This window comes from Methylobacterium organophilum (assembly GCF_022179465.1).
Taxonomy (GTDB): domain Bacteria; phylum Pseudomonadota; class Alphaproteobacteria; order Rhizobiales; family Beijerinckiaceae; genus Methylobacterium; species Methylobacterium organophilum.
Genome location: NZ_BPQV01000012.1, coordinates 51,084 through 74,043, shown reverse-complemented (window position 1 = coordinate 74,043; position 22,960 = coordinate 51,084). Strand labels below are relative to the sequence as shown.

Annotated in this window: 22 protein-coding genes; 11 read left to right on the top strand and 11 right to left on the bottom strand. The window is 70.2% G+C overall.

The genetic code is table 11. The features are described 5' to 3' along the window. Positions 1-27 precede the first annotated feature (27 nt). Positions 28-669: a L,D-transpeptidase gene (locus tag MFF21_RS18625; RefSeq protein ID WP_238312835.1), complete on the bottom strand. Its 642-nt coding sequence runs from the start codon at positions 667-669 to the stop codon at positions 28-30. Between the two features lie 190 nt (positions 670-859). Here MFF21_RS18625 and MFF21_RS18620 point away from each other — a divergent pair, with 190 nt between their 5' ends. Continuing rightward, the gene (locus MFF21_RS18620) at positions 860-1,303 is read left to right on the top strand and encodes a VOC family protein (protein ID WP_238312833.1); all 444 of its coding nucleotides are present in this window, start codon (positions 860-862) and stop codon (positions 1,301-1,303) included. Positions 1,304-1,371: 68 nt separating this feature from the next. Further along, on the top strand, positions 1,372-1,638 hold the full coding sequence (locus MFF21_RS18615; RefSeq protein WP_238312830.1) for a hypothetical protein: 267 nt from the start codon (positions 1,372-1,374) through the stop codon (positions 1,636-1,638). Between the two features lie 13 nt (positions 1,639-1,651). On the opposite strand, the gene MFF21_RS18610 is transcribed toward MFF21_RS18615, so the two are convergent. The 5 genes from MFF21_RS18610 to dnaK all read right to left on the bottom strand — a co-directional run bounded on the left by MFF21_RS18610 (position 1,652) and on the right by dnaK (position 6,723). Then, entirely contained in the window at positions 1,652-2,101 is a 450-nt protein-coding gene (locus tag MFF21_RS18610; RefSeq protein WP_238312828.1) for a Crp/Fnr family transcriptional regulator, read from the bottom strand. Between the two features lie 142 nt (positions 2,102-2,243). Continuing rightward, complete coding sequence (locus MFF21_RS18605; protein WP_238312827.1) at positions 2,244-2,549, bottom strand: hypothetical protein; 306 nt, start codon at positions 2,547-2,549, stop codon at positions 2,244-2,246. 105 nt (positions 2,550-2,654) lie between these two features. After that, on the bottom strand, positions 2,655-3,290 hold the full coding sequence (locus MFF21_RS18600; protein ID WP_238312825.1) for a class I SAM-dependent methyltransferase: 636 nt from the start codon (positions 3,288-3,290) through the stop codon (positions 2,655-2,657). Between the two features lie 135 nt (positions 3,291-3,425). Then, positions 3,426-4,568 carry a molecular chaperone DnaJ gene (gene dnaJ / locus MFF21_RS18595; protein ID WP_238312824.1) on the bottom strand — a complete coding sequence of 381 codons (1,143 nt, stop codon included), beginning with the start codon at positions 4,566-4,568 and terminating at the stop codon, positions 3,426-3,428. Between the two features lie 232 nt (positions 4,569-4,800). After that, positions 4,801-6,723: a molecular chaperone DnaK gene (gene dnaK, locus MFF21_RS18590; protein ID WP_238312822.1), complete on the bottom strand. Its 1,923-nt coding sequence runs from the start codon at positions 6,721-6,723 to the stop codon at positions 4,801-4,803. A gap of 390 nt (positions 6,724-7,113) precedes the next feature. Here dnaK and MFF21_RS18585 point away from each other — a divergent pair, with 390 nt between their 5' ends. Then, positions 7,114-8,169, top strand: a complete 1,056-nt coding sequence (locus tag MFF21_RS18585) for a hypothetical protein (RefSeq protein ID WP_238312820.1) — start codon at positions 7,114-7,116, stop codon at positions 8,167-8,169. Positions 8,170-8,196: 27 nt separating this feature from the next. On the opposite strand, the gene MFF21_RS18580 is transcribed toward MFF21_RS18585, so the two are convergent. Beyond that, positions 8,197-8,799 carry a YqgE/AlgH family protein gene (locus MFF21_RS18580; protein WP_238312818.1) on the bottom strand — a complete coding sequence of 201 codons (603 nt, stop codon included), beginning with the start codon at positions 8,797-8,799 and terminating at the stop codon, positions 8,197-8,199. 181 nt (positions 8,800-8,980) lie between these two features. Between MFF21_RS18580 and MFF21_RS18575 the strand changes: the two genes are divergently transcribed. Further along, entirely contained in the window at positions 8,981-9,463 is a 483-nt protein-coding gene (locus MFF21_RS18575; RefSeq protein WP_238312816.1) for a peroxiredoxin, read from the top strand. A gap of 134 nt (positions 9,464-9,597) precedes the next feature. Here MFF21_RS18575 and MFF21_RS18570 read toward each other — a convergent pair whose 3' ends face one another. Continuing rightward, entirely contained in the window at positions 9,598-12,165 is a 2,568-nt protein-coding gene (locus MFF21_RS18570; protein ID WP_238312814.1) for a glycogen/starch/alpha-glucan phosphorylase, read from the bottom strand. A gap of 429 nt (positions 12,166-12,594) precedes the next feature. Here MFF21_RS18570 and MFF21_RS18565 point away from each other — a divergent pair, with 429 nt between their 5' ends. From MFF21_RS18565 to MFF21_RS24010, 4 genes are all read left to right on the top strand, one after another. Then, on the top strand, positions 12,595-14,196 hold the full coding sequence (locus MFF21_RS18565) for an alpha-amylase family glycosyl hydrolase (protein WP_238312812.1): 1,602 nt from the start codon (positions 12,595-12,597) through the stop codon (positions 14,194-14,196). A 182-nt stretch (positions 14,197-14,378) separates the two neighbouring features. After that, positions 14,379-15,920: a glycogen synthase GlgA gene (glgA, locus tag MFF21_RS18560; protein WP_373325051.1), complete on the top strand. Its 1,542-nt coding sequence runs from the start codon at positions 14,379-14,381 to the stop codon at positions 15,918-15,920. 74 nt (positions 15,921-15,994) lie between these two features. Beyond that, on the top strand, positions 15,995-17,455 hold the full coding sequence (locus tag MFF21_RS18555) for an MATE family efflux transporter (RefSeq protein WP_238312807.1): 1,461 nt from the start codon (positions 15,995-15,997) through the stop codon (positions 17,453-17,455). Between the two features lie 145 nt (positions 17,456-17,600). Beyond that, positions 17,601-18,440 (top strand): DUF937 domain-containing protein, encoded by an 840-nt coding sequence (locus MFF21_RS24010; RefSeq protein WP_283206543.1) that lies wholly within the window; start codon positions 17,601-17,603, stop codon positions 18,438-18,440. A gap of 17 nt (positions 18,441-18,457) precedes the next feature. On the opposite strand, the gene MFF21_RS18540 is transcribed toward MFF21_RS24010, so the two are convergent. The 3 genes from MFF21_RS18540 to MFF21_RS18530 all read right to left on the bottom strand — a co-directional run bounded on the left by MFF21_RS18540 (position 18,458) and on the right by MFF21_RS18530 (position 20,028). Further along, the gene (locus tag MFF21_RS18540; RefSeq protein WP_238312805.1) at positions 18,458-18,676 is read right to left on the bottom strand and encodes a Flp family type IVb pilin; all 219 of its coding nucleotides are present in this window, start codon (positions 18,674-18,676) and stop codon (positions 18,458-18,460) included. Positions 18,677-18,797: 121 nt separating this feature from the next. After that, entirely contained in the window at positions 18,798-19,037 is a 240-nt protein-coding gene (locus MFF21_RS18535; protein WP_238312802.1) for a DUF3072 domain-containing protein, read from the bottom strand. 103 nt (positions 19,038-19,140) lie between these two features. Next, entirely contained in the window at positions 19,141-20,028 is an 888-nt protein-coding gene (locus MFF21_RS18530; protein WP_238312800.1) for a branched-chain amino acid aminotransferase, read from the bottom strand. Positions 20,029-20,258: 230 nt separating this feature from the next. Between MFF21_RS18530 and MFF21_RS18525 the strand changes: the two genes are divergently transcribed. Genes MFF21_RS18525 through MFF21_RS18515 form a run of 3 tightly spaced genes read left to right on the top strand, consistent with a single transcriptional unit; the run spans position 20,259 to position 22,955 of the window. After that, positions 20,259-20,825: a MarR family winged helix-turn-helix transcriptional regulator gene (locus MFF21_RS18525; protein WP_238313028.1), complete on the top strand. Its 567-nt coding sequence runs from the start codon at positions 20,259-20,261 to the stop codon at positions 20,823-20,825. Next, positions 20,822-21,547: a response regulator gene (locus tag MFF21_RS18520; RefSeq protein WP_238312797.1), complete on the top strand. Its 726-nt coding sequence runs from the start codon at positions 20,822-20,824 to the stop codon at positions 21,545-21,547. Before MFF21_RS18525 ends, MFF21_RS18520 begins: the two co-directional genes overlap by 4 nt. A 10-nt stretch (positions 21,548-21,557) precedes the next feature. After that, positions 21,558-22,955: an ATP-binding protein gene (locus MFF21_RS18515; RefSeq protein WP_238312795.1), complete on the top strand. Its 1,398-nt coding sequence runs from the start codon at positions 21,558-21,560 to the stop codon at positions 22,953-22,955. Positions 22,956-22,960: the final 5 nt, after the last annotated feature.

The following is a 22,960-nucleotide window of genomic DNA, read 5'->3' as shown; positions in this document are numbered from 1 at the left end:
GCCGGGCCTCCGACCGCGCCGGAGGTCTCAGGCCCGGTACTTGCCGTTGCGCTTGATCAACACGCGGGTGCCCACGGGGACGCGCTCGTAGAGGTCGACGATGTCCTCGTTGAGCATGCGCACGCAGCCCGAGGACATCTGCTCGCCGATGCTCCAGGGCTCGTTGGTGCCGTGGATGCGGAACAGGATGTCCCGGTTGCCCTGGTAGAGGTAGAGCGCGCGGGCGCCGAGGGGGTTGTCGATGCCGCCCTTGCGGGCGCGGTCGATGCCCGGGTTCAGGGAAACCATGGTGGTGGTCGGGTGCCAGTCGGGCCAGACGCCCTTGCGGCCGACCCGGGCCTCGCCCTTCCAGGAGAAGCCGAGCTTGCCCACGCCGACGCCGTACTGCACCGCCGTGCCGTCCTCCTGCACCAGGGCGAGCTGGCGGGCATCGATGTCGACCACGATGGTGCCGGGCTTCTCCGGCCCCGTGTAGCGCACGACCTGGCGGCGGTATTTCGGGTCGAGGCGCGACGTGTCGACGAGGGGCACGTCGTAGGGCTTGTCGGGCATGCTGCCGACATACCAGGCGGCCTCGTCATCCGCGGCGACGTTCACGGGCCCGCGCGACTGGCAGGCCGCGAGCGGTGCCAGGGCAGCGAGAACGAGAAGGGTCCGGCGGGCGAGCATGCGGTTCTCCGCGAGTGGCACGCGCCGATTCGGAGACCGGCGCCGCCCCTGAGTAGCCTCGGGCGACGCCCGGTTGTGTGTCCTCCAGGACGCAACGGCCGAGGAAGCGCCGCCTCGCCGCCCGGGCGCGGCGACCTATCTCGGGCAGGCCACACCGGCCCAACCCCGCAGGGAGCCTTGCCGAAGCGCGATGCCGGAGACCGAAACCCTGCCGGAGGATGCGGGCGGCGCCGAGACGCTCCACCTCAGCCCGGCGATCCATCTCGACCATTGCGTGATCCACGTCTCCGACTGGGCGCGCGCGACCGCCTTCTACCGCGACGTCATGGGCGCCGAGGTGATCCCGTTCCGGAAGGGCGTGGTGTTCCGCTTCGGCGGCGTGCAGCTCAACGTCCACGGGCCGGGCCAGATCGGGGATCCCCTGGCGGCGAAACCCGTCGCGCCGGGGGGCAGCGACCTCTGCTTCCGCTGGTCGGGCACCGTGGAGGAGGCCATGGACCATCTCGCCCGCCACGGCGTCCCGGTGGAGCTCGGGCCGGTGGAGCGCAACGGCGCCGCGGGAAAGGGGATCAGCGTCTATTTCCGCGATCCGGACGGCTCGCTGATGGAGTTCATCACCTATCCGACGGCGTGAGCGCCCGGCCGCTGCAACCGGGCGCGCGGCGTCCGTGTTGTCGGGGCAAGACTGTCGGAGAGCTTTCCATGGGACGGACGATCCTGAGCGCGGCGACCGGCGCCGCGCTCCTCACCCTGGCCGGCACGGGCGCGGCCCTGGCCTTCGGCAGCGCCGGCGGCAGCTCGGGGGAGGGCGACGGCGCCCTGCGCCAGGAACTGCAGAACCCGAGCTATATCGAGCCGAGCCCCTACGCCTATCGCAACGGCTATCGCCGCCACGATCCGGGCGCGGAGTACGAGGCCTATCGCCGGGGCTACCCGATCTACGGGCCGTGGGGCTGGAAATACCGCTGAGCGCGTCGGCGGGTCAGTCCCGCGGGCTCAGGCGCGCGAGCTGGCGATTGGTGTGCTCGAGGCGCTGGGCGAGGTCGCGCATCACGGCGATGGCGATCTGCGGGAATTGCGCGAGCAGCTCCAGGAAGACCGCCCGGTCGATGCGCAGCGCCGTCATCGGCTCCTCCGCCGTCACCCCCGCCGAGCGCGGCTGCTCGGCCAGGATGCCCATCTCGCCGACCAGGGCATTGGCCGAGAGCAGGGCGAGGCGCACGGGCCCCTGCGGCCCGTCGATCGAGACCGAGGCCGAGCCCTCCAGGATGACATAGGCGCAATCCGAGGCGTCGCCCTGTGCGAAGACCGGCTGGGCCGCCTCGAAATGCACGCGCTCGCTCGTGAAGGCGAGGAGTTTGAGGCGGGCGGGCTCGACCTCGCGGAAGAGCGGCACCTGTCTGAGGGAGGCGACCTCGGTGTCGAGGGTCATGGAACGGCTCCGCGGGGCCAAACCGGCCCGGATCGGGTGCCGCCCGTAGACGCGTCGGCGCCCCCTGTCAAAAACAGGCGACGCCCGGACGCGAAAAGCCGCCCCCGTTGGGCGGGGACGGCTCCGGCGGAATGAGTCCGCCTCAGTACCAGTGGCGGCGGTGGTGGCCCCAGCCATGGTGATGGTGGTGGCGATGGCCCCAATGGCGGTGGCCCCAGCCGTGGTGGTGGCCCCAATGGCGGCGGTGATGGCCCCAGCCGTGATGATGGTGATGATGGTGGCGGTGCCAGCCGTACTGGACGGTCGAGACGCCCGGATTCTCGGCGATCGCCCCGGCCGGGGCGGGGGCGAGGGGCGCGGCCATGGCGGGGGCCGCGAAGAGCCCGCCCGTCGCGATCGCCGCCGCAAGGACAGCACCGCGCCACAGCGTGATCGGCTTGGTCGTCATCGTAAGTGACCTCCCTTTCATCGATCTCTGGGACAACCAGAAGATGTCCGAAGGTAGGTCGCGCCGGATGAACGTCGACTGAGACCGACGTTCAGAAGATCCCTGTCAGGGGCGGCGATAAACCCAGACCCGGGCCGGGGGCAGATTCAGCCAGACCTTGTTGGAGCGGCTCGCCGTGTAGCTGCCCGCCTCGCATTTGGCCGGGATCGGCGGCGCCAGGGCGTAGGTGAACTGCACGAAGGGCGCGTTCGGGTGCATCACATCATGCGCCGTCTGGAGCAGGTCGAGGCGCTGCTCCAGGGGCTTGGTGAAGAGCGGCAGGCTGGAGATCGTCGCCGCGCAGGGCTCGGCGAGCAGGCTGCCGAGGGAATCGCGGATGCGGTAGGCGTCGCCCCGCACCACCGTGACACCGGGAAAGCGGCGGCGCAGCAGCTCGCAGAAATCGGGATTGAACTCGACGAGGATGAGCCGCTCGGGCTCGACGCCCCGGCGGATCAGCGCCTCCGTCACCGGGCCGGTGCCGGGCCCGAGCTCGATCACCGGACCGGGCACCCGCGGATCGACATAGGAGGCCATGGTGCGCGCGAGCATGCGGCCCGACGGCGTCACCGCGCCGGTGACGAGCGGGCGCTCGAACCAGGAGCGCAGGAAGCGGGCCTCATCCTCCAGCGGATCCCGCCGGACACGGAGATCTTGCGTGGCGGCGACGACTTTGGCGCTGGATCGGCGTAACGGCGGCAAGACCGAAGACCCTCGGATCACAGTGGAACGGTAAGGCTAGACGACGAAAGCCTTGCAACAGTCAAGCTTGGCCGATGCAGATCGCCTGCGCCGACAGCACAACCGCGCGAGCGGCGCCGCGGATCCCCGCACCGCTCAGGCGCGCGAGGCCCCGCTGACGAAGAAGTCGCGCACCTTCGAGAAGAAGCCCGCGCTTTCCGGGTGGTTCTCCTCCGAGGCCTCCCGCTCGAATTCCTGCAGCAATTCGCGCTGGCGCTTGGTCAGGTTCTGCGGCGTCTCCACCGAGACCTGGATGTAGAGGTCACCCACGTCGCGGGAGCGGAGCACGGGCATGCCCTTGCCCTTGATGCGGAACTGCTTGGCCGTCTGCGTGCCGGCGGGGATGCGCACCTGCGTCTGCGAGCCGTCGATCACCGGCACGGTGATCTCGCCCGAGAGCGCCGCCGTCACCATGGAGATCGGCACGCGGCAGAACAGGTCCGCCCCGTCCCGCTGGAAGAAGGGATGCGGCTTGATCGAGAGGAAGACGTAGAGATCGCCCGCCGGGCCGCCGCGCAGGCCGCTCTCGCCCTCGCCCGCGAGCCGGATGCGCAGGCCGTCATCGACGCCCGCCGGCACGTTGATCGAGAGGGTGCGCTCGCGCTCGACCCGGCCGGCACCGGCGCAGGAGGGGCAGGGATCGTCGATCACCTCGCCGCGGCCGTGGCAGTTCGGGCAGGTCCGCTCGATGGCGAAGAAGCCCTGCGCCGCCCGCACGCGGCCGTAGCCGCCGCAGGTGGGGCAGGCGCGCGGCTTCGAGCCGGGCTTGGCGCCGGAGCCGGCGCAGGCCTCGCAGGCGATGGAGGTCGGGATGCGGATCGTCTCGGTCTTGCCGGTGAAGGCTTCCTCCAGGCTGATCTCGAGATTGTAGCGCAGGTCCGCCCCGCGCTCCCGGCCCGGCGCGCCGCCGCGGCCCCGCGCCCCGCCGCCGCGACCGTCGCCGAAGAAGTTCTCGAAAATGTCCGACATGAAGTCGCCGAACTCGTTGCCGAATCCGGGGCCGCCCCCGCCCTGGCTGAAGGCGGCGTGGCCGAAGCGGTCATAGGCCGCCCGCTTCTCGCCGTCGGAGAGGCACTGATAGGCCTCGTTGATCTCCTTGAACTTGATCTCGGCTTCCTTGTCGCCAGGATTGCGGTCCGGGTGGTGGAGCATGGCGAGCTTGCGGAAGGCGACCTTCAGTTCGCTTTCCGACGCCGTCTTGGCGACGCCCAGGATCTCGTAATAGTCCCGCTTCGACATTCACGGCCTCTGGGCATTCCGGCACGGGTGGGCGAGCCGCCGGCCGTGCACGGGATGCGGATCGAGCATCGTTCCCGTCAGGACGGCGGCCCCGCTCGTGGGCGCCCTCCTGAGATCTGTCATGCTTGATCCCCGAGGCAGCCCCGGGGATCAAGGGTCGTTACGCGATTCCGATTGCGCGAAAGCGATCGGGGACCGGATTTTCCGGTCCCCGAGGCTTCCGCGCGACGGATCAGGCGCGCTTCTTCTGGTCGTTGTCGTCGACTTCCTGGAAGTCGGCGTCGATGACGTCGTCCTTCTTCTCCGAGCCCGCGCCCTGGGCGGCGCCGGCCCCCGGAGCCCCCTCGGCCTGCGAGGCGGCATACATTGCCTCGCCGAGCTTCATCGAAGCCTGCATCAGGTCGTTGGTCTTGGCCTTGATCGCCTCGACATCCGTGGCCTCGAGGGCCGTCCGCAGGGCGGCGATGGCCGATTCGATCGCGCCCTTCTCCGCCGCGCCGACCTTGTCGCCGTGCTCGGCCAGCGACTTCTCGGTGGTGTGGATCAGGCTCTCGCCCTGGTTCTTGGCCTCGACCAGCTCGCGGCGCTTCTTGTCGGCCTCGGCATTGGCCTCGGCCTCCTTGACCATGCGGTCGATATCGGCGTCCGAGAGACCGCCCGAGGCCTGGATGCGGATCTGGTGCTCCTTGTTCGTCGCCTTGTCCTTGGCCGTCACGTTGACGATGCCGTTGGCGTCGATGTCGAAGGTCACCTCGATCTGCGGCATGCCGCGGGGCGCCGGCGGGATGCCGACGAGGTCGAACTGGCCGAGCAGCTTGTTGTCGGCCGCCATCTCGCGCTCGCCCTGGAAGACCCGGATCGTGACCGCGTTCTGGTTGTCCTCGGCGGTCGAGAAGGTCTGGGACTTTTTGGTCGGGATCGTGGTGTTGCGGTCGATGAGCCGGGTGAACACGCCGCCCAGCGTCTCGATGCCCAGCGACAGCGGGGTCACGTCGAGGAGCAGCACGTCCTTCACGTCGCCCTGGAGCACGCCGGCCTGGACCGCGGCGCCGATGGCGACGACCTCGTCCGGGTTGACGCCCTTGTGGGGCTCCTTGCCGAAGAAGGACTTCACCACCTCCTGCACCTTGGGCATGCGGGTCTGACCGCCGACGAGGACGACCTCGTCGATCTCGGAGGCCGAGACGCCGGCATCCTTGAGCGCCTTGCGGCAGGGCTCGATCGTGCGCTGCACCAAGTCGTCGACGAGCGACTCGAACTTGGCGCGGCTGAGCTTCAGCGCGAGGTGCTTCGGGCCCGTGGCATCGGCGGTGATGTAGGGCAGGTTGATCTCGGTCTGGGTCGCCGAGGATAGCTCGATCTTGGCCTTCTCGGCGGCCTCCTTGAGGCGCTGGAGGGCGAGCTTGTCCTTGGTCAGGTCGATGCCCTGCTCCTTCTTGAACTCGGCCGTCAGGTACTCGACGACGCGGTTGTCGAAGTCCTCGCCGCCGAGGAAGGTGTCGCCGTTGGTCGACTTCACCTCGAACACGCCGTCGCCGATCTCCAGGATCGACACGTCGAAGGTGCCGCCGCCGAGGTCGTAGACCGCGATGGTGCCGGACTTCTTCTTGTCGAGGCCGTAGGCCAGCGCCGCCGCGGTCGGCTCGTTGATGATGCGCAGCACCTCGAGACCGGCGATCTTGCCGGCATCCTTGGTGGCCTGACGCTGGGCGTCGTTGAAGTAGGCGGGGACCGTGATGACGGCCTGCGTCACCGGCTGGCCGAGATGCGACTCGGCGGTCTCCTTCATCTTCTGCAGGGTGAAGGCGGAGATCTGGGAGGGCGAGTAGCGCTTGCCGTCGGCCTCGACCCAGGCGTCGCCGTTGTCGCCCTTGACGATCTTGTAGGGCACGAGGCCCTTGTCCTTCTGCGTCATCGGATCGTCGTAGGTGCGGCCGATGAGACGCTTGATGGCGAAGAAGGTGCGCTCTGGATTCGTCACGGCCTGCCGCTTGGCGGGCTGGCCGACGAGCCGCTCGCCGTCGTCGGTGAAGGCGACGATGGACGGGGTGGTGCGGGCGCCTTCCGCATTCTCGATGACCTTCGGCTGCGTGCCTTCCATCACGGCCACGCAGGAATTGGTGGTGCCGAGGTCGATACCGATCACTTTACCCATGGTGGGATCCCTCTGTTGTTCTGTTCAAGCAGACCGCCGAGCCCCGAAGCAGCTCGGCCCATGGCTAGGCTTTACTGGCGGTGCAATCAGAAAAATTGCGGGAACGGGTCGGGCTTGGAGCCGGGGCCGGAACGGCCCGCCCCAGGTCTTCATCCCGTGCCTTCGCGCATATAAGAAGGTCACCGCAGACCCGCAAGGCGAACGGCCGCGCATCCGGGCGGTCAACCTATCCCGTTCCCTGGGCTTGCGGTTTTCCCACGGATGCGGAGGCGCTTCCGCGGGCCCTGCCCGGGAAATGTTGCGCCTCTGCCACGTCCCTGCCACGGGTGGCATGCTAGATCCTGCTGATCCCGTCCCCGAAGGCTCTTCCGCCAAGGTGCCGCCGTCCTGATGCCGTCGCCGAACCCGCCCCGGCCGAGCGCCGTCCGCCCCGGCTCTTTCCGAGATGCGGGAAGCACGCTTCGGGCCCATGCCTTCGCCCGCGCCCTTCTGCTGCTGCCGGCGCTCCTGCTGCCCGCCGGGCCGGCCGCCGCGCAGAACTTCTTCGAGGAGCTGTTCGGGATCGGCCGGGCGGCCAGGCCCCCGGTGCCGCGCCAGAACGTGCCGCCGCCCGCGCCCCCCGCGCCGCTTCCGGGCGAACCGCTCCCGCCCGGCGACGCCCCGCAGGGCGAGGCGCGGCCGGCCACCCCCGCGCCGCCCCGGCAGCCCGTGGTGCTGAAGGCGCCGTCCGAGGACAACGTGTTCGGCCAGGAGCTGCTGGAGAACGGGCTCGCCGGCTCCCTGAAGCTCGACCGCGCCGGCGCCGGGGTCGCCGCCCTCGTCACGCTCGCCGGCACCAAGGTCTCGCAGCCGACCGAGAGCTGCAGCGTGAAGCTCAACGGCGGCAAGCCCCTCGCCCTGGCCACCGCCGGCAAGCCGGAGGGCGTGGCCCGCTACGAGCTCGCCGCGCCGGAATGCCCCCTGCGCCTCGACGTGCTGGAAGGCGGCGTGCTCGTCACGCCGACGGCGGGCAATCTCTGCACCTTCACCGCCGCCGATTGCGCGGTGACGCCCAAGGGCCTGTGGGGGCCGGGCGCCGCGACCCTGATGCCGCGGGCGCAGGAATTCGACACGGCCCGCGGCGTCGCCGACAAGGCGGTGCGCGACAATTACAAGGTCATGAGCCAGCGCCTGCGCGGCCCGGACCTGCGGCCGGTGGTGCAGGAGCAGGCCGCCTTCTCCTCCGACCGCGAGGAGGTCTGCCGCACCTATGCCCGCGAGGGCGCGCACGGCTTCTGCCACCTGCGCTTCACGGAGGCCCGCGCCCTGGCGCTGGCGGTGCGGCTCGGCGCCAACACCGCGACCCCGACGGCGAGCGCGACGCCGCGTCCCCGCCGCAAGCCGGCGGTGGACGGCCTGAACCCGGATGCCCAGGATGCCGGGGCGCCCGCCTTCGCCGACCAGTAGGACGTCCGCACCGCGCGCGGCGCCCCCTCAGGCGCGGCCCGCCTCGGCCGAGAGCATCACGGGGTCGATGCCGATGCGGCGCAGGGCCTCGTCGTAGCGGGCCTCGAGCCGGGCGTTGAAGATCAGGTCCGCATCGGCCGGGCAGTTGAGCCAGCCATTGGCCATGATCTCCCGCTCCAGCTGCCCCGCCTGCCAGCCGGCATAGCCCAGGGCCAGCACGGCGCTGGCCGGCCCGTCGCCCCCGGCGATGGCCCGCAGGATCTCGACGGTCGCGGTCAGGCAGATGCCGTCGTCGATCACGAGGGTCGATTGCTCGATGTGGAAGTCGGCGCTGTGCAGCACGAAGCCGCGCTTGGCGTCGACCGGGCCGCCCATCAGCACCGGCATGTGGCCGACCTGTTCGCGCAGGCGGATGGCGTCGGTCTCGGGGGCGATGTCGAGCTGGATCAGCAGATCGGGCATGCTCAGATCCGCCACCGGCTTGTTGACGATGATGCCCATCGCCCCGTCGGCGGAATGCGCGCAGAGATAGATCACCGTGCGCGCGAAGCGCTCGTCGCCCATCCCCGGCATCGCCACCAGGAACTGGCCGTCGAGGTAACCCGGTTCGGTGAGAAGACCCGCCTGCATGCCATCATGCTAATCCAGGCGCGGAGGTTGTCCAGAAGCGGATGGCCGCTTTCACGCGCAAAGGCACCGATCCGGCCCCCAGCCGAAGCAGGCCCCGACCTCGACAGGCGCGGGAGGCACAGCTAGACCGGCGCGGAACCCGGACTGCCGCTTTCGCACGGCCCGAGGGAGGAGAAGTTCCATGACGATCCAGGTTGGCGATCACCTGCCGCAGGCGACCTTCCGCGTCACCGGCCCCGAAGGCCCGCAGGCCAAGACCACGGACGACATCTTCAAGGGCCGCCGCGTGGTGCTCGTCGGCGTGCCCGGCGCCTTCACCCCGGCCTGCCACCGCAACCACCTGCCGGGCTTCGTCGCCAAGCGCGACGAGATCCTAGCCCGCGGCATCGACGCGATCGCGGTGACCGCCGTGAACGACATCTTCGTGCTCAATGCCTGGCAGCAGCAGAGCGGGGCCGACGGCATCGAGTTCCTGGCCGACGGCAACGGCGAGTTCGTGAAGGCGATCGGCCTGGAGATGGACGGCACGGGCTTCGGCCTCGGCGTGCGTTCGCAGCGCTACGCCATGCTCGTCGAGGACGGCGTGGTGCGCATCCTCAACATCGAGGACACCCCCTCCAAGGCCGAGGCCTCCGGCGCCGAGGCGATGCTGCGGGTGCTGTGAGCGCCGCTCACGGAGTTTGAAACGGGAAAGGCCGGCGCAACGCCGGCCTTTTTCGTTCTGCGCGGGGACCGCACGCCTTCGCCTTAGGGGAGGGCGGCGGAACGGACCGTCGCCCCCCGATCCCGGTCGTCCCGTCAGCCGACCTTCACGTTCCAGATCTCCTCGGCATATTCGCGCATGGAGCGGTCGGAGGAGAACCAGGCCATCCGGGCGGTGTTGAGGATGGCCGAGCGCCACCAGGCGGCCGGGCGCTTCCAGGCGGCGTCGATCTCCCGCTGCACCCGCCAGTAATCATCGAAATCGACCGTGGTCAGGTAGTGGTCGCGGTGGCGCAGCTCGTCGGTGAGGGGCCGGAAGCGCCCCGGATCGTCGGGGGAGAACAGGCCCGATTCGATCGCCGCCAGCGCCGCGGCGAGGCGGGGGGAGCCCTCGATCGCCCGGGTCATGTAGCCCGGCTCGGCCGCGCGGGCCTGCACGCCGGCCGCGTCGAGGCCGAAGATGAAGATGTTCTCCGCCCCGACATGGTCCTTGATCTCGATATTGGCGCCGTCGAGCGTGCCCACGGTGAGCGCGCCGTTGAGGGCGAGCTTCATGTTACCGGTGCCGGAGGCCTCCATGCCGGCCGTCGAGATCTGCTCGGACAGGTCCGCCGCCGGGATGATCTTCTCCGCCAGGCTCACCGAGTAATTGGGCAGGAACACCACCTTGAGCCGGCCGGCCACGTCCGGATCGTCGTTGACGACCTTGGCCACGTCGCTCGCGAGCTTGATGATCAGCTTGGCCTGGACGTAGCTCGGCGCGGCCTTGCCGGCGAAGATCTTGACCCGCGGGGTCCAGTCCTTCAGCGGCGCCATCTTGATCGCCTGGTAGAGCGCCACCGTCTCGATGATGTTCAGGAGCTGGCGCTTGTATTCGTGGATGCGCTTGATCTGCACGTCGAACAGGGCGGCCGGATCGACCGCGATGCCCGTGCGCTCGGCGATGACGCGGGCGAGCTCCTTCTTGCGGGCCTTGCGCATGGCCGCGTAGCGCGTGCGGAACTCGGGATCCTCGGCCACCGCCTCCAGCCCCCGCAGGGCGGACGGATCGTCGAGCACGCGCTCGCCCACCGTCTCGACGGCGAGCGCCGTCAGCTCCGGATTGGCGTTGTGCAGCCAACGGCGGAAGGTGATGCCGTTGGTCTTGTTGACGATGCGCTCCGGATCGAGCGCATGCAGGTCCTTGAACACCGTCGTCTTCAGGAGCGCGCTGTGCAGCGCCGAGACGCCGTTGACCCGGTGCGAGCCGTGGAAGGCCAGGGGTCCCATGCGCACCCGGCGGCCGTGGGACTCGTCGATCAGAGAGACCGCGGCGACATGCTCCGCCTCGTTGCGGCCGAGCTTGGCCTGCTCCTCGAGGTGGATCCAGTTGATCAGGTAGATGATCTGCATGTGGCGCGGCAGCAGCCGCTCCATCAGCTCGACGGGCCAGGTCTCCAGCGCCTCGGGCAGCAGGGTGTGGTTGGTGTAGTTCAGGGTGCTCGTGGTGATGTGCCAGGCATCCTCCCAGGAGAAGTCGTGCTCCTCCATCAGGAGCCGCATCAGCTCGGGCACCGCGATGGCGGGATGGGTGTCGTTGAGCTGGATCGCGGCATGGTCCGGCAGGGAGCGGAGCGACCCGCGCTCTGCGACGTGCCGGCGCAGCAGGTCCTGCAGCGAGGCCGAGGTGAAGAAGTATTCCTGGCGCAGGCGCAGCTCCTGGCCCTCGGCCGAGGAATCGCTCGGATAGAGCACGCGGGAGATCGCCTCCGCCCGGGCGCGGCCGGCCACGGCGCCGATATGGTCACCGGCATTGAAGCGGGCGAGCTCGACGGGGGCGTCGGATTCCGCCTTCCACAGGCGCAGGGTGTTCACGTGGCGGCCCCGCCAGCCGACCACGGGCAGGTCGTAGGCGACCGCGTTCACGGTCTCGGCCGGGTGCCAGTGGCGCCGGATATGGTGCTCGCCATGGGCCGACATGGTGACGTGGCCGCCGAAGCCGATCGTGTAGGTCGCCTCGGGACGGGCGAATTCCCAGGGATTGCCCTCGGCGAGCCAGGTCTCCGGCGCCTCGCGCTGCCAGCCGTCTTCCAGCGACTGCCGGAAGATGCCGTGATCGTAGCGGATGCCGTAGCCCATGGCCGGGATCGAGAGGCTCGCCATGCTCTCCATGAAGCAGGCAGCGAGCCGCCCGAGGCCCCCATTGCCGAGCGCGGCGTCCGGCTCCGCCTCCTCGACCTCGCCGAGATCAACGCCGAGGTCGCGCAGGGCGGCGCGGGTGGCCTCGACCAGACCGAGATTGTTCAGGGCGTCGGAGAGCAGGCGGCCGATGAGGAATTCGAGGGAGAGGTAATAGACCCGCTTCTCCGGAACCTGGGCGCCGGTGCCGCCGCGGGCGGCATCCACGATCCGGTCGCGCAGGGCCAGCGCCGTGGCGGCGAACCAGTCGCGCTCGCGGGCGGCCTCGACGCTCTTGCCGAGGGCGTAGATCAGCTTGGCGCGGATGTCCTCGCGCAAGGCCACCACGAGCTCGGGGGAGGGGGCGGCCTTCGGCACGGCGCTTGCCTGAGGCTTGGGAGCCGGCGTGGCCTTCTCGGGGGCAGGCTTCGCTGGAGCCTGGGCGGGCGTGGCGGATGCATCCGCCTCTCCGGTCCGCCGAGACGCGGACAGAGTCTCGTTCAGCATCGTCGGGTCCCCCTTCAAGGCAGCCGACCTTCGGTCGGTTGTCGGCCGGGACCCCGCGCGCTTCTCCTGGCGATCATCGGTTCCGGCTCTCGGCTTCGGCATCGTGTGTTCCGGACTTCTGGTTGTCGAGACACAGGGACGGAGCGGCGGCGCCGGGGAGCGCCTTCCCCGTCCCAGTGTATCCCGACCGACACAGGCCCATCTAGGCGCGTCCGGCAACGGATCGACCCTGCCGGGGCATGCTTGAAACTTTCCTGAACGCCCTATCTTGCCGCCGCCGGGCCGGGATGACGGACCCGCATCCTGTCGTGTCGCGCGCTCCGCGAAGCGGCGCCTCGCTCGCCTTGGGGGGCGCGCGGGGCTAGCATCGCGCGGGTCCGATCCCCCGGTTCCGGCGGGCGCGGGCGGCAGGCCACTGGAGGGCACCGCATGGCCGAAACGATCTGGTGGAAGAGCGGCACGGTCTACCAGGTCTATCCGCGCTCGTTCCAGGATTCGAACGGCGACGGGGTCGGCGATCTCAAGGGCATCACGGACAGGCTCGACTATCTCGCCTGGCTCGGCGTCGACGCGGTCTGGATCTCGCCCTTCTACCCGTCCCCGATGGCGGATTTCGGTTACGACGTCTCCGACTATTGCGGGGTCGACCCGCTCTTCGGCAGCCTCGCGGATTTCGACCTGCTCGTCGCGGAGGCCCACCGGCGCAAGCTCAAGGTCATCCTCGACTTCGTGCCCAACCACTCCTCGATCGAACATCCCTGGTTCGCGCAGAGCCGGGCGAGCCGGGAGAATCCGAAACGCGACTGGTACATCTGGCGCGAGCCCGGCCCCGATGGCGGCCCGCCCAACAACTGGCTCTCGAATTTCGGCGGCCCCGCCTGGACTCGGGACCCGGCCACCGGCCAGTACTATTATCACGCCTTCCTGCCCGAGCAGCCGGACCTGAACTGGCGCAACCCGGCGGTGCGGGAGGCCATGCACGAGGCCTTGCGCTTCTGGCTGGAGCGGGGCGTCGACGGCTTCCGCGTCGACGTGATCTGGCACCTGATCAAGGACGAGGGCCTGCGCGACAACCCGCCGAATCCCGGTTTTCTGCCAGACCAGGCCGGGGTCAACCGCTTCGAGCAGGTCTATTCCTGCGACCGGCCGGAGGTGCTCGACGTCATCGCCGGCATCCGCGGCGTGCTCAAGGGATACGGCGAGCGCGTGCTGATCGGCGAGATCTACCTGCCGATCGAGCGGCTCGTGGCCTATTACGGGCCGGAGCTGAACGGCGCGGACCTGCCCTTCAATTTCCAGCTGATCCAGACGCCCTGGAAGGCCGACGCCGTCGCGACCCTCGTGGACGAGTACGAGGCGGCCCTGCCGGAGGGCGGCTGGCCGAACTGGGTGCTCGGCAACCACGACCAGCCCCGCATCGCCGACCGCGTCGGGGAGGCCCAGGCCCGCATCGCGGCGATGCTACTGCTGACGCTCCGCGGCACGCCGACCCTCTATTACGGCGACGAGATCGGCCTCGCCCATGTGCCGATCTCGCCGGACCGGGTGCGGGACCCCTGGGAGCGCAACGAGCCGGGCCATGGCCGCGACCCCGAGCGCACCCCGATGCAATGGAGCGACGCGCCCCAGGCCGGCTTCTCCACCGCCGATCCCTGGCTGCCGCTGAGCGCGGATTGGGTGCGGCGCAACGTCGACGAGATGCGGGACGATCCCGGCTCCATCCTCACGCTCTACCGCCGCCTGCTCGGCCTGCGCCGCGACCACGCCGCCCTGTCGATCGGGGGCTACCGGCGGCTCGACCTGCCCGAGGGGCTGGCCGGCTCCGTCTTCGCCTATGAGCGCGTCGAGGGCGACGATACCGTGCGCATCCTGCTCAATTTCGAGGCTGAAGCCCGCGCCGTCCCCCTGGAGCCGGGCCGGCTCTGGTCCGTCGCGCTCTCGACCCATGCCGGACGCACCGGCGCCCGGGAGAAGGGCACCCTCCGGCTGGCCCCGAATGAGGGCGTCCTGCTGCTGCCGATCTCGGCCTGAGGCGGCGCACATTCTTTTTTGACCCTAGGGCCGATTTTTCTGCCTCGGGAGGCTTCTGAACGTGGCCTGAATTGTGCGATGCAACGGAACATCGGGCACGCAGGAGCGTTGTCATGCCAACGTCGGGTGTGGGCGAGGTCGTCCGCAGCAAAGCGCAAAGAGCGCGGCGTGGGGATGGATTGATGGCTTATGCGGCTCTGGCGGGGTCTGCCCCGAGTGGCCTTTCGAGCCGGGCGGACTTTCCCTTCCCAGCAGAGCCGACACCCTCCCCCCAAGGGGGCATGCTGCCGCGGATTCTCTACGCGACCCCGGAAATGGCGGATTTCGTGAAGACCGGCGGTCTCGGCGAGGTGGCTGGCGCGCTGCCGCGGGCCCTGCGCCGGCACTATGACGTCCGCGTCCTCATCCCGGGCTATCCCCGCGTCCTCGACCGCCTGCGCGACATCACCTATGTCGCCCGCCTGCCCGCCTTCGCGGGCGTCCCGGCCTGCGATCTCGGCTATGCGGAGACCGCGGACGGGCTCGGCCTCTACGTGCTCTTGAACCGCGAGCTCTACGAGCGCGGCGGCTCGCCCTACGGCGATGCCAACGGCGATTTCGGGGACAACGACCTGCGCTTCGCCCGGCTGAGCAGCGCCGCCGCGGAGATCGCCCGCGGGGTCGACGCGGGCTGGAGCGCCGACCTCCTGCATCTCAACGACTGGCAGACGGCGCTGGCCCCGGCCTACATGGCCTGGCGCGGCATCCGGCTGCCGAGCGTGCTCACCATTCACAACCTCGCCTATCAGGGCCTATTCCCCCGCGAGGAGATGGGCCGCATCGGCGTGCCCGAGCACGCCTTCCAGATGGACGGCGTGGAGTTCTACGGTCAGCTCTCCTTCCTGAAGGCGGGGCTCTACTACGCCTCTCAGGTCACGACGGTGAGCGAGACCTATGCCCGCGAGATCACCACGCCGGAGCATGGCTGCGGCCTCGACGGGCTTCTGCGCACCCGCGCCGCGCAGGGGCGGCTCTCGGGCATCCTCAACGGCATCGACGAGAGCTGGGACCCGCGCACCTGCCAGCACCTCGCCATCCGCTTCGAGCCGGAGGACTGGAAGGGCAAGACCGCCAATGCCGACGAGGTGCGCAAGCAGTTCGGCCTCGCCGTCTCCCGCGGCCCGCTCTTCGCCATCGTCTCCCGCCTCGTCCACCAGAAGGGCATCGACCTGAGCATCGGCGCGGCCGAGACCATCGTCGCCGAGGGCGGCCAGCTCGTGGTGATCGGCCAGGGCGAGAGCCGGTTCGAGGGCGCGCTCAAGGAGCTTGCCGGGCGCCATCCCGAGCATGTCGGCGTGCATGTCGGCTTCTGCGAGACGGAAGCGCGGCGCATGTTCGCGGGCAGCGACTTCCTGCTGATGCCCTCGCGCTTCGAGCCCTGCGGCCTCGCCCAGATGTACGCGCAGCGCTTCGGCTCCCTGCCGATCGTGCGCCGCACCGGCGGCCTCAACGACACCGTGGAGGACGGGGTCACGGGCTTCACCTTCGCCGACCCCTCGCCCCGGGGCTTCCTCGGCGCGGTCCGCCGGGCGCTCGACACCTTCGGCCAGAAGAAGCGCCTGAACACGATGCGGCGCAGCGCTATGGCGCGCTCCTTCAGCTGGGAAGGCGCGGCCCAGAACTACTGCAACCTCTACGCCCGCGCCTTCGGCAACAACGCCGCCCGGCGCTGGCAATCGGCCTGAGCGGCGCTCCGGACTCGAGGCGCCCGGGCCGGCGCGGGGCTTGATCGCCCCGCGGGGCTCGCTCATCTCAGCGCATGCTGTTCGGCCGGATTCGCCCCCTCTCTCCCGCCGCCCGCACGGGGGAGGCCGCGCCGGGGCCCACCGCGGCCGGCCGCTTCGTCTCGGGCTCGATCCTGCGCCACGTCGTCGTGATGAGCGGCACGGGCTCGATCGGCCTGATGGCGATCTTCCTCGTCGACCTGCTCTCCCTCCTCTACGTGTCGAAGCTCGGCGACCCGCACCTCACCGCGGGGGTGGGCTTCGCCGCCGTCGTCCAGTTCTTCGCGATCTCGATCAATATCGGCCTGATGATCGCCGCCGGCGCCCTGGTCTCCCGGGCGATCGGGGCCAGCGACGAGGTCGGGGCGCGGCGCATCGCGACCTCCGTCAGCATCCTCGGCCTCATCGCCTCCGGGCTGCTCGTCCTCCTCCTGCTCGCCGTGCTCGATCCGCTGCTGCGCATGATCGGCGCGGACGAGGCGACCCTGCCCGTCGCCCGGCGCTTCCTCTGGATCGCCCTGCCCTCGAACCTGCTGATGGGGCCGGGGATGCTGTTCTCCGGCCTGCTGCGGGCCATCGGCGCGGCGCGAGAGGCCATGGCGGTCACCCTCGGCGGCGCCATCGTCACCGCCGCGGTCGATCCGCTCCTGATCTTCGGCCTGGGCCTCGGGGTCGACGGGGCGGCGATCACCACCTGCCTCGCCCGGGCGACCTTCCTCGCCGTGGGCTGGCGCGGCGTCGCCCGCTACCGCATGCTCGGACCGGCGCGCCTCCACGCGGTCCTCGACGATGCCGGCCTGATCGCCCGCATCGCCGCCCCCGCCATCCTGACGAACCTGGCGCCCGCCGTGGCGGGCGCCTTCGTGGCCCATGCGGTCTCCCGCTTCGGCACGGCGGCGGTGGCGGCCAACGTGGTGATCGACCGGCTCGCCCCGGTCGCCTTCTGCGGCCTCTTCGCCATGTCGGGGGCGATCGGGCCGATCCTCGGCCAGAACTGGGGCGCCCGGCGCTTCGACCGGATGCGCGGCGTGCTGCGGGCCGGCATCGGCGTCACCGGCCTCTACGTCCTCGTCGTGTGGCTGGCGCTGGTGCTCGGCCGGGGACCCCTGGCCCAGCTGTTCGAGCTGCAGGGGGTCGCCGCCGACCTGTTCCGCTTCTTCTGCCTCGTCAGCGGGGCGATCTGGCTGTTCAACGGTCTCCTGTTCCTGGGCAATGCCTCGTTCAACAATCTCGGATTCCCCCTGACCTCGACCGGCCTCAACTGGGGGCGGGCGACGATCGGGACCATGCCGCCCGCCCTGATCGGGGCCGCCTGGTTCGGGCCGGAGGGCGTGATCGCGGGCACCGGCTTCGGCTCCCTGGCCTTCGGGCTGACGGCCCTCGTCCTCGCCTTCCGGACCGTCGCCCGGCTGGAGGCCAGCAGCCTCGGGCCGGCGCCCGCGGTTGCCCCGGCCGGCGGCGTGACCGCCGGCGTGGCGTCGGGAGAGGCGGCCTGAGAGACGCCGGAGAAGGATGTCCCGGGCAAAATCGCCCGGCGCGATCACCACCGCTGGTCACGGGCGACCCGATGGGACAGACTTGGCACAGTGTCAGGAGCCGCGTTCCGGGCTTCCGGACCGTTCTCGGAGAGGCGGGCCGCCCATGTTCAATCCGTTCGAGTTGATGCAGGCCCAGAGCCCCGCCGCGATTCAAGCGTTCGGCCAGCAATTCGGTCTCTCACCGGACCAGACCCGGCGGGCGATGGAAGCCCTGCTGCCCGCCCTGACCATGGGCCTCCAGGCCACCCCGGGAAACGACCCGACCGGCATGGCCCGGATGTTCGGCCTGGGCGGCGGAGCGGGCAGCACCGGCCCGCGGAAGGCGGAATTTCCCTTCGGCGCGATGTTCGGGCCGCCCCAGCTGGTTCAGGCCATCCTGCAGCAGGCGGCGGCGAGCAGCGGCGTCGGCACCCAGGCCCTGCGGCAGATGATGCCGGTGATGGCCGGCATGCTGGTCGCGACCCTCGTCCATCTGATGCTCAACAGCGAGACGGGCACACGGGCCGCCCCCCCGCCGGAGCCCGCGCCGCTGTTCCCGCCGGGCAATCCCTGGGCCGCCTGGTTCGGCGGCCTGATGGACGCGCCCGCCCCCGCGCCGCCCCCCGGCCGCAAGCCCGCCCCGAAGCCCGCGGCCAAGGCCGCGCAGCCGGGCCCTCGGGCCCAGGCGGGGAAAGGACCGGGGGAGAGGGGCGCGTCGGAGGCCTCCCTCGAGGTGTTCCAGCAGATGATGCAGACCGGAGCGGAGGTGCAGGAGCAGAACGTCAAGGCGATGCGGGAGATCTTCGACGCCTTCTGGACACGCCCCCCCGTGGACAAGGCCGTCCCCGCCGCCACGGCGCCGGAGGAGGGCAGGTCGGACAAGGGGGCGCCACCGGCGGAGCCCAGGTCCGACAAGCCGCGTGCGGCCAAAACCCCGCGCGGCGCGGCGCCGACGGAGGATTGATCGCGGCCAGCCTGCCTTCAGCGTGCGGCGTCGAAGGAGGTGTTGACGGTGTTGAACAGGGTGTTCACCGCGCTGGTGAGCCCGCTCATCGAGCCGAACACGGCAAGCGCCAGCACCACGGCGATCAGGGTGTACTCGATCGCGGTGGCGCCGGCCTGATCCTGGCGGAAGCGGGCCGAGAGCGTTCTTAGCGCCGGGCCGTACCGGGCCAGGGGCGGGATGCGTGACGGAACCATGCGCCGATCCCCCCGAGGCGTCGATCTTCCTATGCTTCTAGGAACGGCGCATTGAAGAAGCCTTAAGACTTGCGCCGAAACCGGAGGCCAAACCTGTGCTTTTCTGCACAGCGGCCGCGGTTCAGGACAGGCCAGCCTTCTCTCGCAAGGCGTCGATGCGCTTCGACGCCTCCGCCTTGTCGAGATCGGGCGCGTAGGCCTTCGGCTCCCCGGCCTGCTCCGACAGGGTCTTGAGGTACGAGGCCTGGGCGCCGGTCATCGGCTCGCCGCCGGTGGTCCAGGCATCCGGATCCTTGATCCGGTTCGAGTCGTCGCTCGGGTCGATCTTGGGGTTATCGGCTTCCGGCTTGTGCTGGGTCATGACGGCTCCCGATAGGCGCTTTCGTTCACGGATTGTTCCATAAACGCGACGCGCCCGGGGCGGTTCCGGAGCCCGACCCAGGCTGGGCCGGGCTCCGGACGATTCAGGCCGCCACGGCGCGGGGCTGCACCTCGGCGAGGTAGTCGTCCATCAGCGTCTTGGTCAGCGCGGCGGGCGTGAAGCGGTAGGGGCCGATCTCGGCGACCGGGGTCACTTCGGCGGCCGAGCCCGTGATGAAGCACTCGGAGAAGCCGGTCATCTCCTCCGGGCGGATGCGGCGCTCGATCACCTCGATGCCGCGGCGGCGGGCGAGCTCGATCACGGTCTGCCGGGTGAGGCCGTTGAGGAAGCGATCGGCCTGGGGCGTGTGCAGCACGCCGTCCTTGACGAAGAAGACGTTCGCGCCGGTGCACTCGGCGACGTTGTCCTCCCAGTCGAGCATCAGGGCATCGGCATAGCCCTTGTTCTCGGCCCGGTGCTTCGAGATCGTGCAGATCATGTACAGGCCCGCCGCCTTCGAGGTGGAGGGCGCCGTGCGCGGATCCGGCCGCCGGTAATCGGCGATGTCGAGGCGGATGCCCTTCATCTTGGTGGCCGGGTCGAAGTAGCTCGGCCATTCCCAGGCGGCGATGGCGAGGTGGATGGTGTTCTTCTGGGCGGCGACGCCCATCATCTCCGAGCCGCGCCAGGCGACCGGGCGCAGATAGGCGTCCTGCAGGCCGCTCGTCTTGAGCACGAGGGCCTTGGCCGCCTCGATCTCGTCGACGGAGAAGGGGATCTCGAAGTCGAGGAGCTGGGCCGAGCGGCGCAGGCGCTCGGAATGCTCGCGGCTCTTGAAGATGCGACCGCCATAGGCCCGCTCGCCCTCGAAGACGGAGGATCCGTAGTGCAAGCCGTGGCTGAGCACGTGGATCTTCGCCTCCCGCCACGGCACCATGGCGCCATCGAACCAGATGGTACCGTCGCGCTCGTCGAACGGAATCATGGACATGCCCGGCTCCTTCGCCGCGGATTTGAATTCGGGGTGGATCCTCGCAGCGCGGGCGTCGCGACGGGACCGTCGGCGCGGGTGCTAGCAGGAGGGTTGACGGGTATCAACGAGGCTGAGATATGTCAACAACGCTGACTTATCTCCGGGCCCGGCCCGGGACGGCGGTTCTCCCGCCCTTCCTCGCCCCTGACAGCATCGAGGCAGCCGAAGACGTGACACGCCACGTGACGATGAGCGCCGCGGCGGCGCAGAGCTTCGACGACCGCGCCTTCGACCGACACGACGCGCTCCCCGCCTGCGAAGGGCCGGCCGAGGGGTCCCGGGCGAGCGACGACCTGATCGAGCTGTTCTTCTTCGCCTATCGCGACTTCGTGAGCGACCCGGACCGGATCCTGGCGCAATACGGCTTCGGCCGGGCGCATCACCGGGTGCTGCACTTCGTGGACCGCTATCCGGGCCTGACCATCGCCGAGCTCCTCGACATCCTGAAGATCACCAAGCAGAGCCTCAACCGGGTCCTGAAGGACCTGATCGAGCAGGGCTATGTCGAGCAGAAGACCGGCGTGAACGACCGGCGCCAGCGGCTCCTGTTCTGCACGCGGGCCGGGCGGGACCTCGCGGCGGATCTGAGCCGGGTGCAGACGAAGCGCGTGGTGCAGGCGCTCGCCGGCCAGGCCGAAGCCGAGGGGACGGATGCGCGCACCTCGGCGCAGGATTTCCTCCTCGGCATGATCGAGCCCGACGAGCGCGCGGCCGTGCGCCGCCTGATGGCGCGCCGCGCGGGAGAGGCGGCATGAGCGGCGGGCTGGCCGTGCGGGCCCGGGCCGAGCTGCCCGACCATGCGCCGCATATCCTCGTCGTCGACGACGACCGCCGGGTGCGGGAGCTGCTCTCGCGCTTCCTGTGCGAGCACGGCTTCCGCGTCACCGCGGCGGCCAATGTCGACGAGGCGCGCGCGCGCAGCCAGTGCTTCGTGTTCGACGCCCTCGTCCTCGACGTGATGATGCCCGGCGAGAACGGCTTCGACTACGCCCGCTCCGTGCGTGAGACCTCCCAGGTCCCGATCCTGATGCTCACCGCCCGCTCCAACCCCAACGACCGGGTGATGGGGCTGGAGATCGGGGCCGACGACTACCTGCCCAAGCCCTTCGAGCCCCGGGAGCTGATCCTGCGGCTCAACAACATCCTGCGCCGCAACGCCGAGGGGCCATCGCCCCGCGGGGGCGGCGTCGCCGTCACCTTCGGCCCCTTCAGCTTCCGCACCGACCGGGGCGAGCTGAAGCGGGGCGAGGAGGTGATCCGCATCACCGACCGCGAGCGCGAGATCCTGACCATGCTCGCCCAGGCCCGGGGCGCCAGCGTGGAGCGGGAGGTGCTGGCGGGCAGCGGTGGCCTCGCCGCCGAGCGTACCATCGACGTGCAGATCAACCGCCTGCGCCGCAAGACGGAGCCGGATCCGGCCAATCCGAGCTTCCTGCAGACCGTGCGCGGGGTCGGCTACCGTCTCGTGATCGATTAGGGGCCGCGCGATGCCCGATCCGGGCACTACCCTCGCCGCGCTGCCGGAACAGGCAAGGCGGGCCGTCGCGCAACCGCGCAGGCTGTGGCGGCGCATCGCCCGGGCGATCGGCGACGCCCTGCCGAAGGGGCTCTATGCCCGCTCGCTCATCATCATCATCGCCCCCGTCGTCCTGCTCCAGTCGGTGATCGCCTACACCTTCATGGAGCGGCACTGGCAGTTGGTGACGCGGCGGCTCTCCGCGGCGGTGACGGCCGACATCGCCGCGCTGATCGACATCTACGAGAGCTACCCCCAGGACAAGGACGTCGAGACCCTCTCCCGGATCGCCGGGGAGCGGCTCAACCTCGACCTCGACGTGCTGAAGGGCGCCAAGCTGCCCCCGCCCGCGCCGCGGCCCTTCTTCTCGATCCTCGACGAGGCCCTCTCCGACGAGCTCAAGCGCCAGATCCGGCGCCCCTTCTGGATCGACACGGTCGGCCGCTCGAACCTGATCGAGATCCGGGTCGCGATCCCCGACGGGGTTTTGCGCGTCACGGCGCGGCGCAGCCAGGCCTATGCCTCGAACTCGCACATCTTCCTGGTCTGGATGACCGGCTCGTCCCTGGTGCTGCTCGGCGTCGCGATCCTGTTCCTGCGCAACCAGATCAAGCCGATCCTGCGCCTCGCCGCGGTGGCGGAGGGCTTCGGCAAGGGCCGGGAGATCGAGTTCAAGCCCCGGGGCGCCCGGGAGGTCCGGCAGGCGGGCCACGCCTTCATCGAGATGAAGCGGCGCATCGAGCGGGCGATGGAGCAGCGCACGATGATGCTCAACGGCGTGAGTCACGACCTGCGCACCATCATCACCCGCTTCAAGCTTTCCCTCGCTTTGGTCGAGCAGAGCTCGGACGTGGAGGACCTGCAGCGGGACGTGGACGAGATGAGCCGCATGCTCGAGGCCTATCTCGCCTTCGCCAAGGGCGATTCGGCGGAGACCGCGGCCCCCACCGACATGCGGGCGCTGCTCGAGGACCTGCGCACCGACGTGGAGCGGCTGGGCGCCCATGTGGAGGCGGTCGACCTTGAGGGGCGGCCGGTGGTGACGGTGCGGCCCGACGCCTTCCGGCGCTGCCTGTTCAACCTCGCCGCCAATGCCGCGCGCTACGGCGAGACCGTGGCGATCAGCGGCAAGGCCGAGCACCGCTCCTTCCTCGTCTCCATCGACGACGACGGCCCCGGCATTCCGCCGGAAAGCCGGGAGGAGGTGTTCAAGCCGTTCCTGCGCCTCGACGACGCCCGGCAGGATGCCGGCGGCTCCGGCCTCGGCCTCGCCATCGCCCGGGACATCGCCCGCGCCCATGGCGGCGACATCCTGCTGCACGACAGCCCCCTCGGCGGCCTACGGGCGACGGTGCGGATCCCGGCCTGAACGGG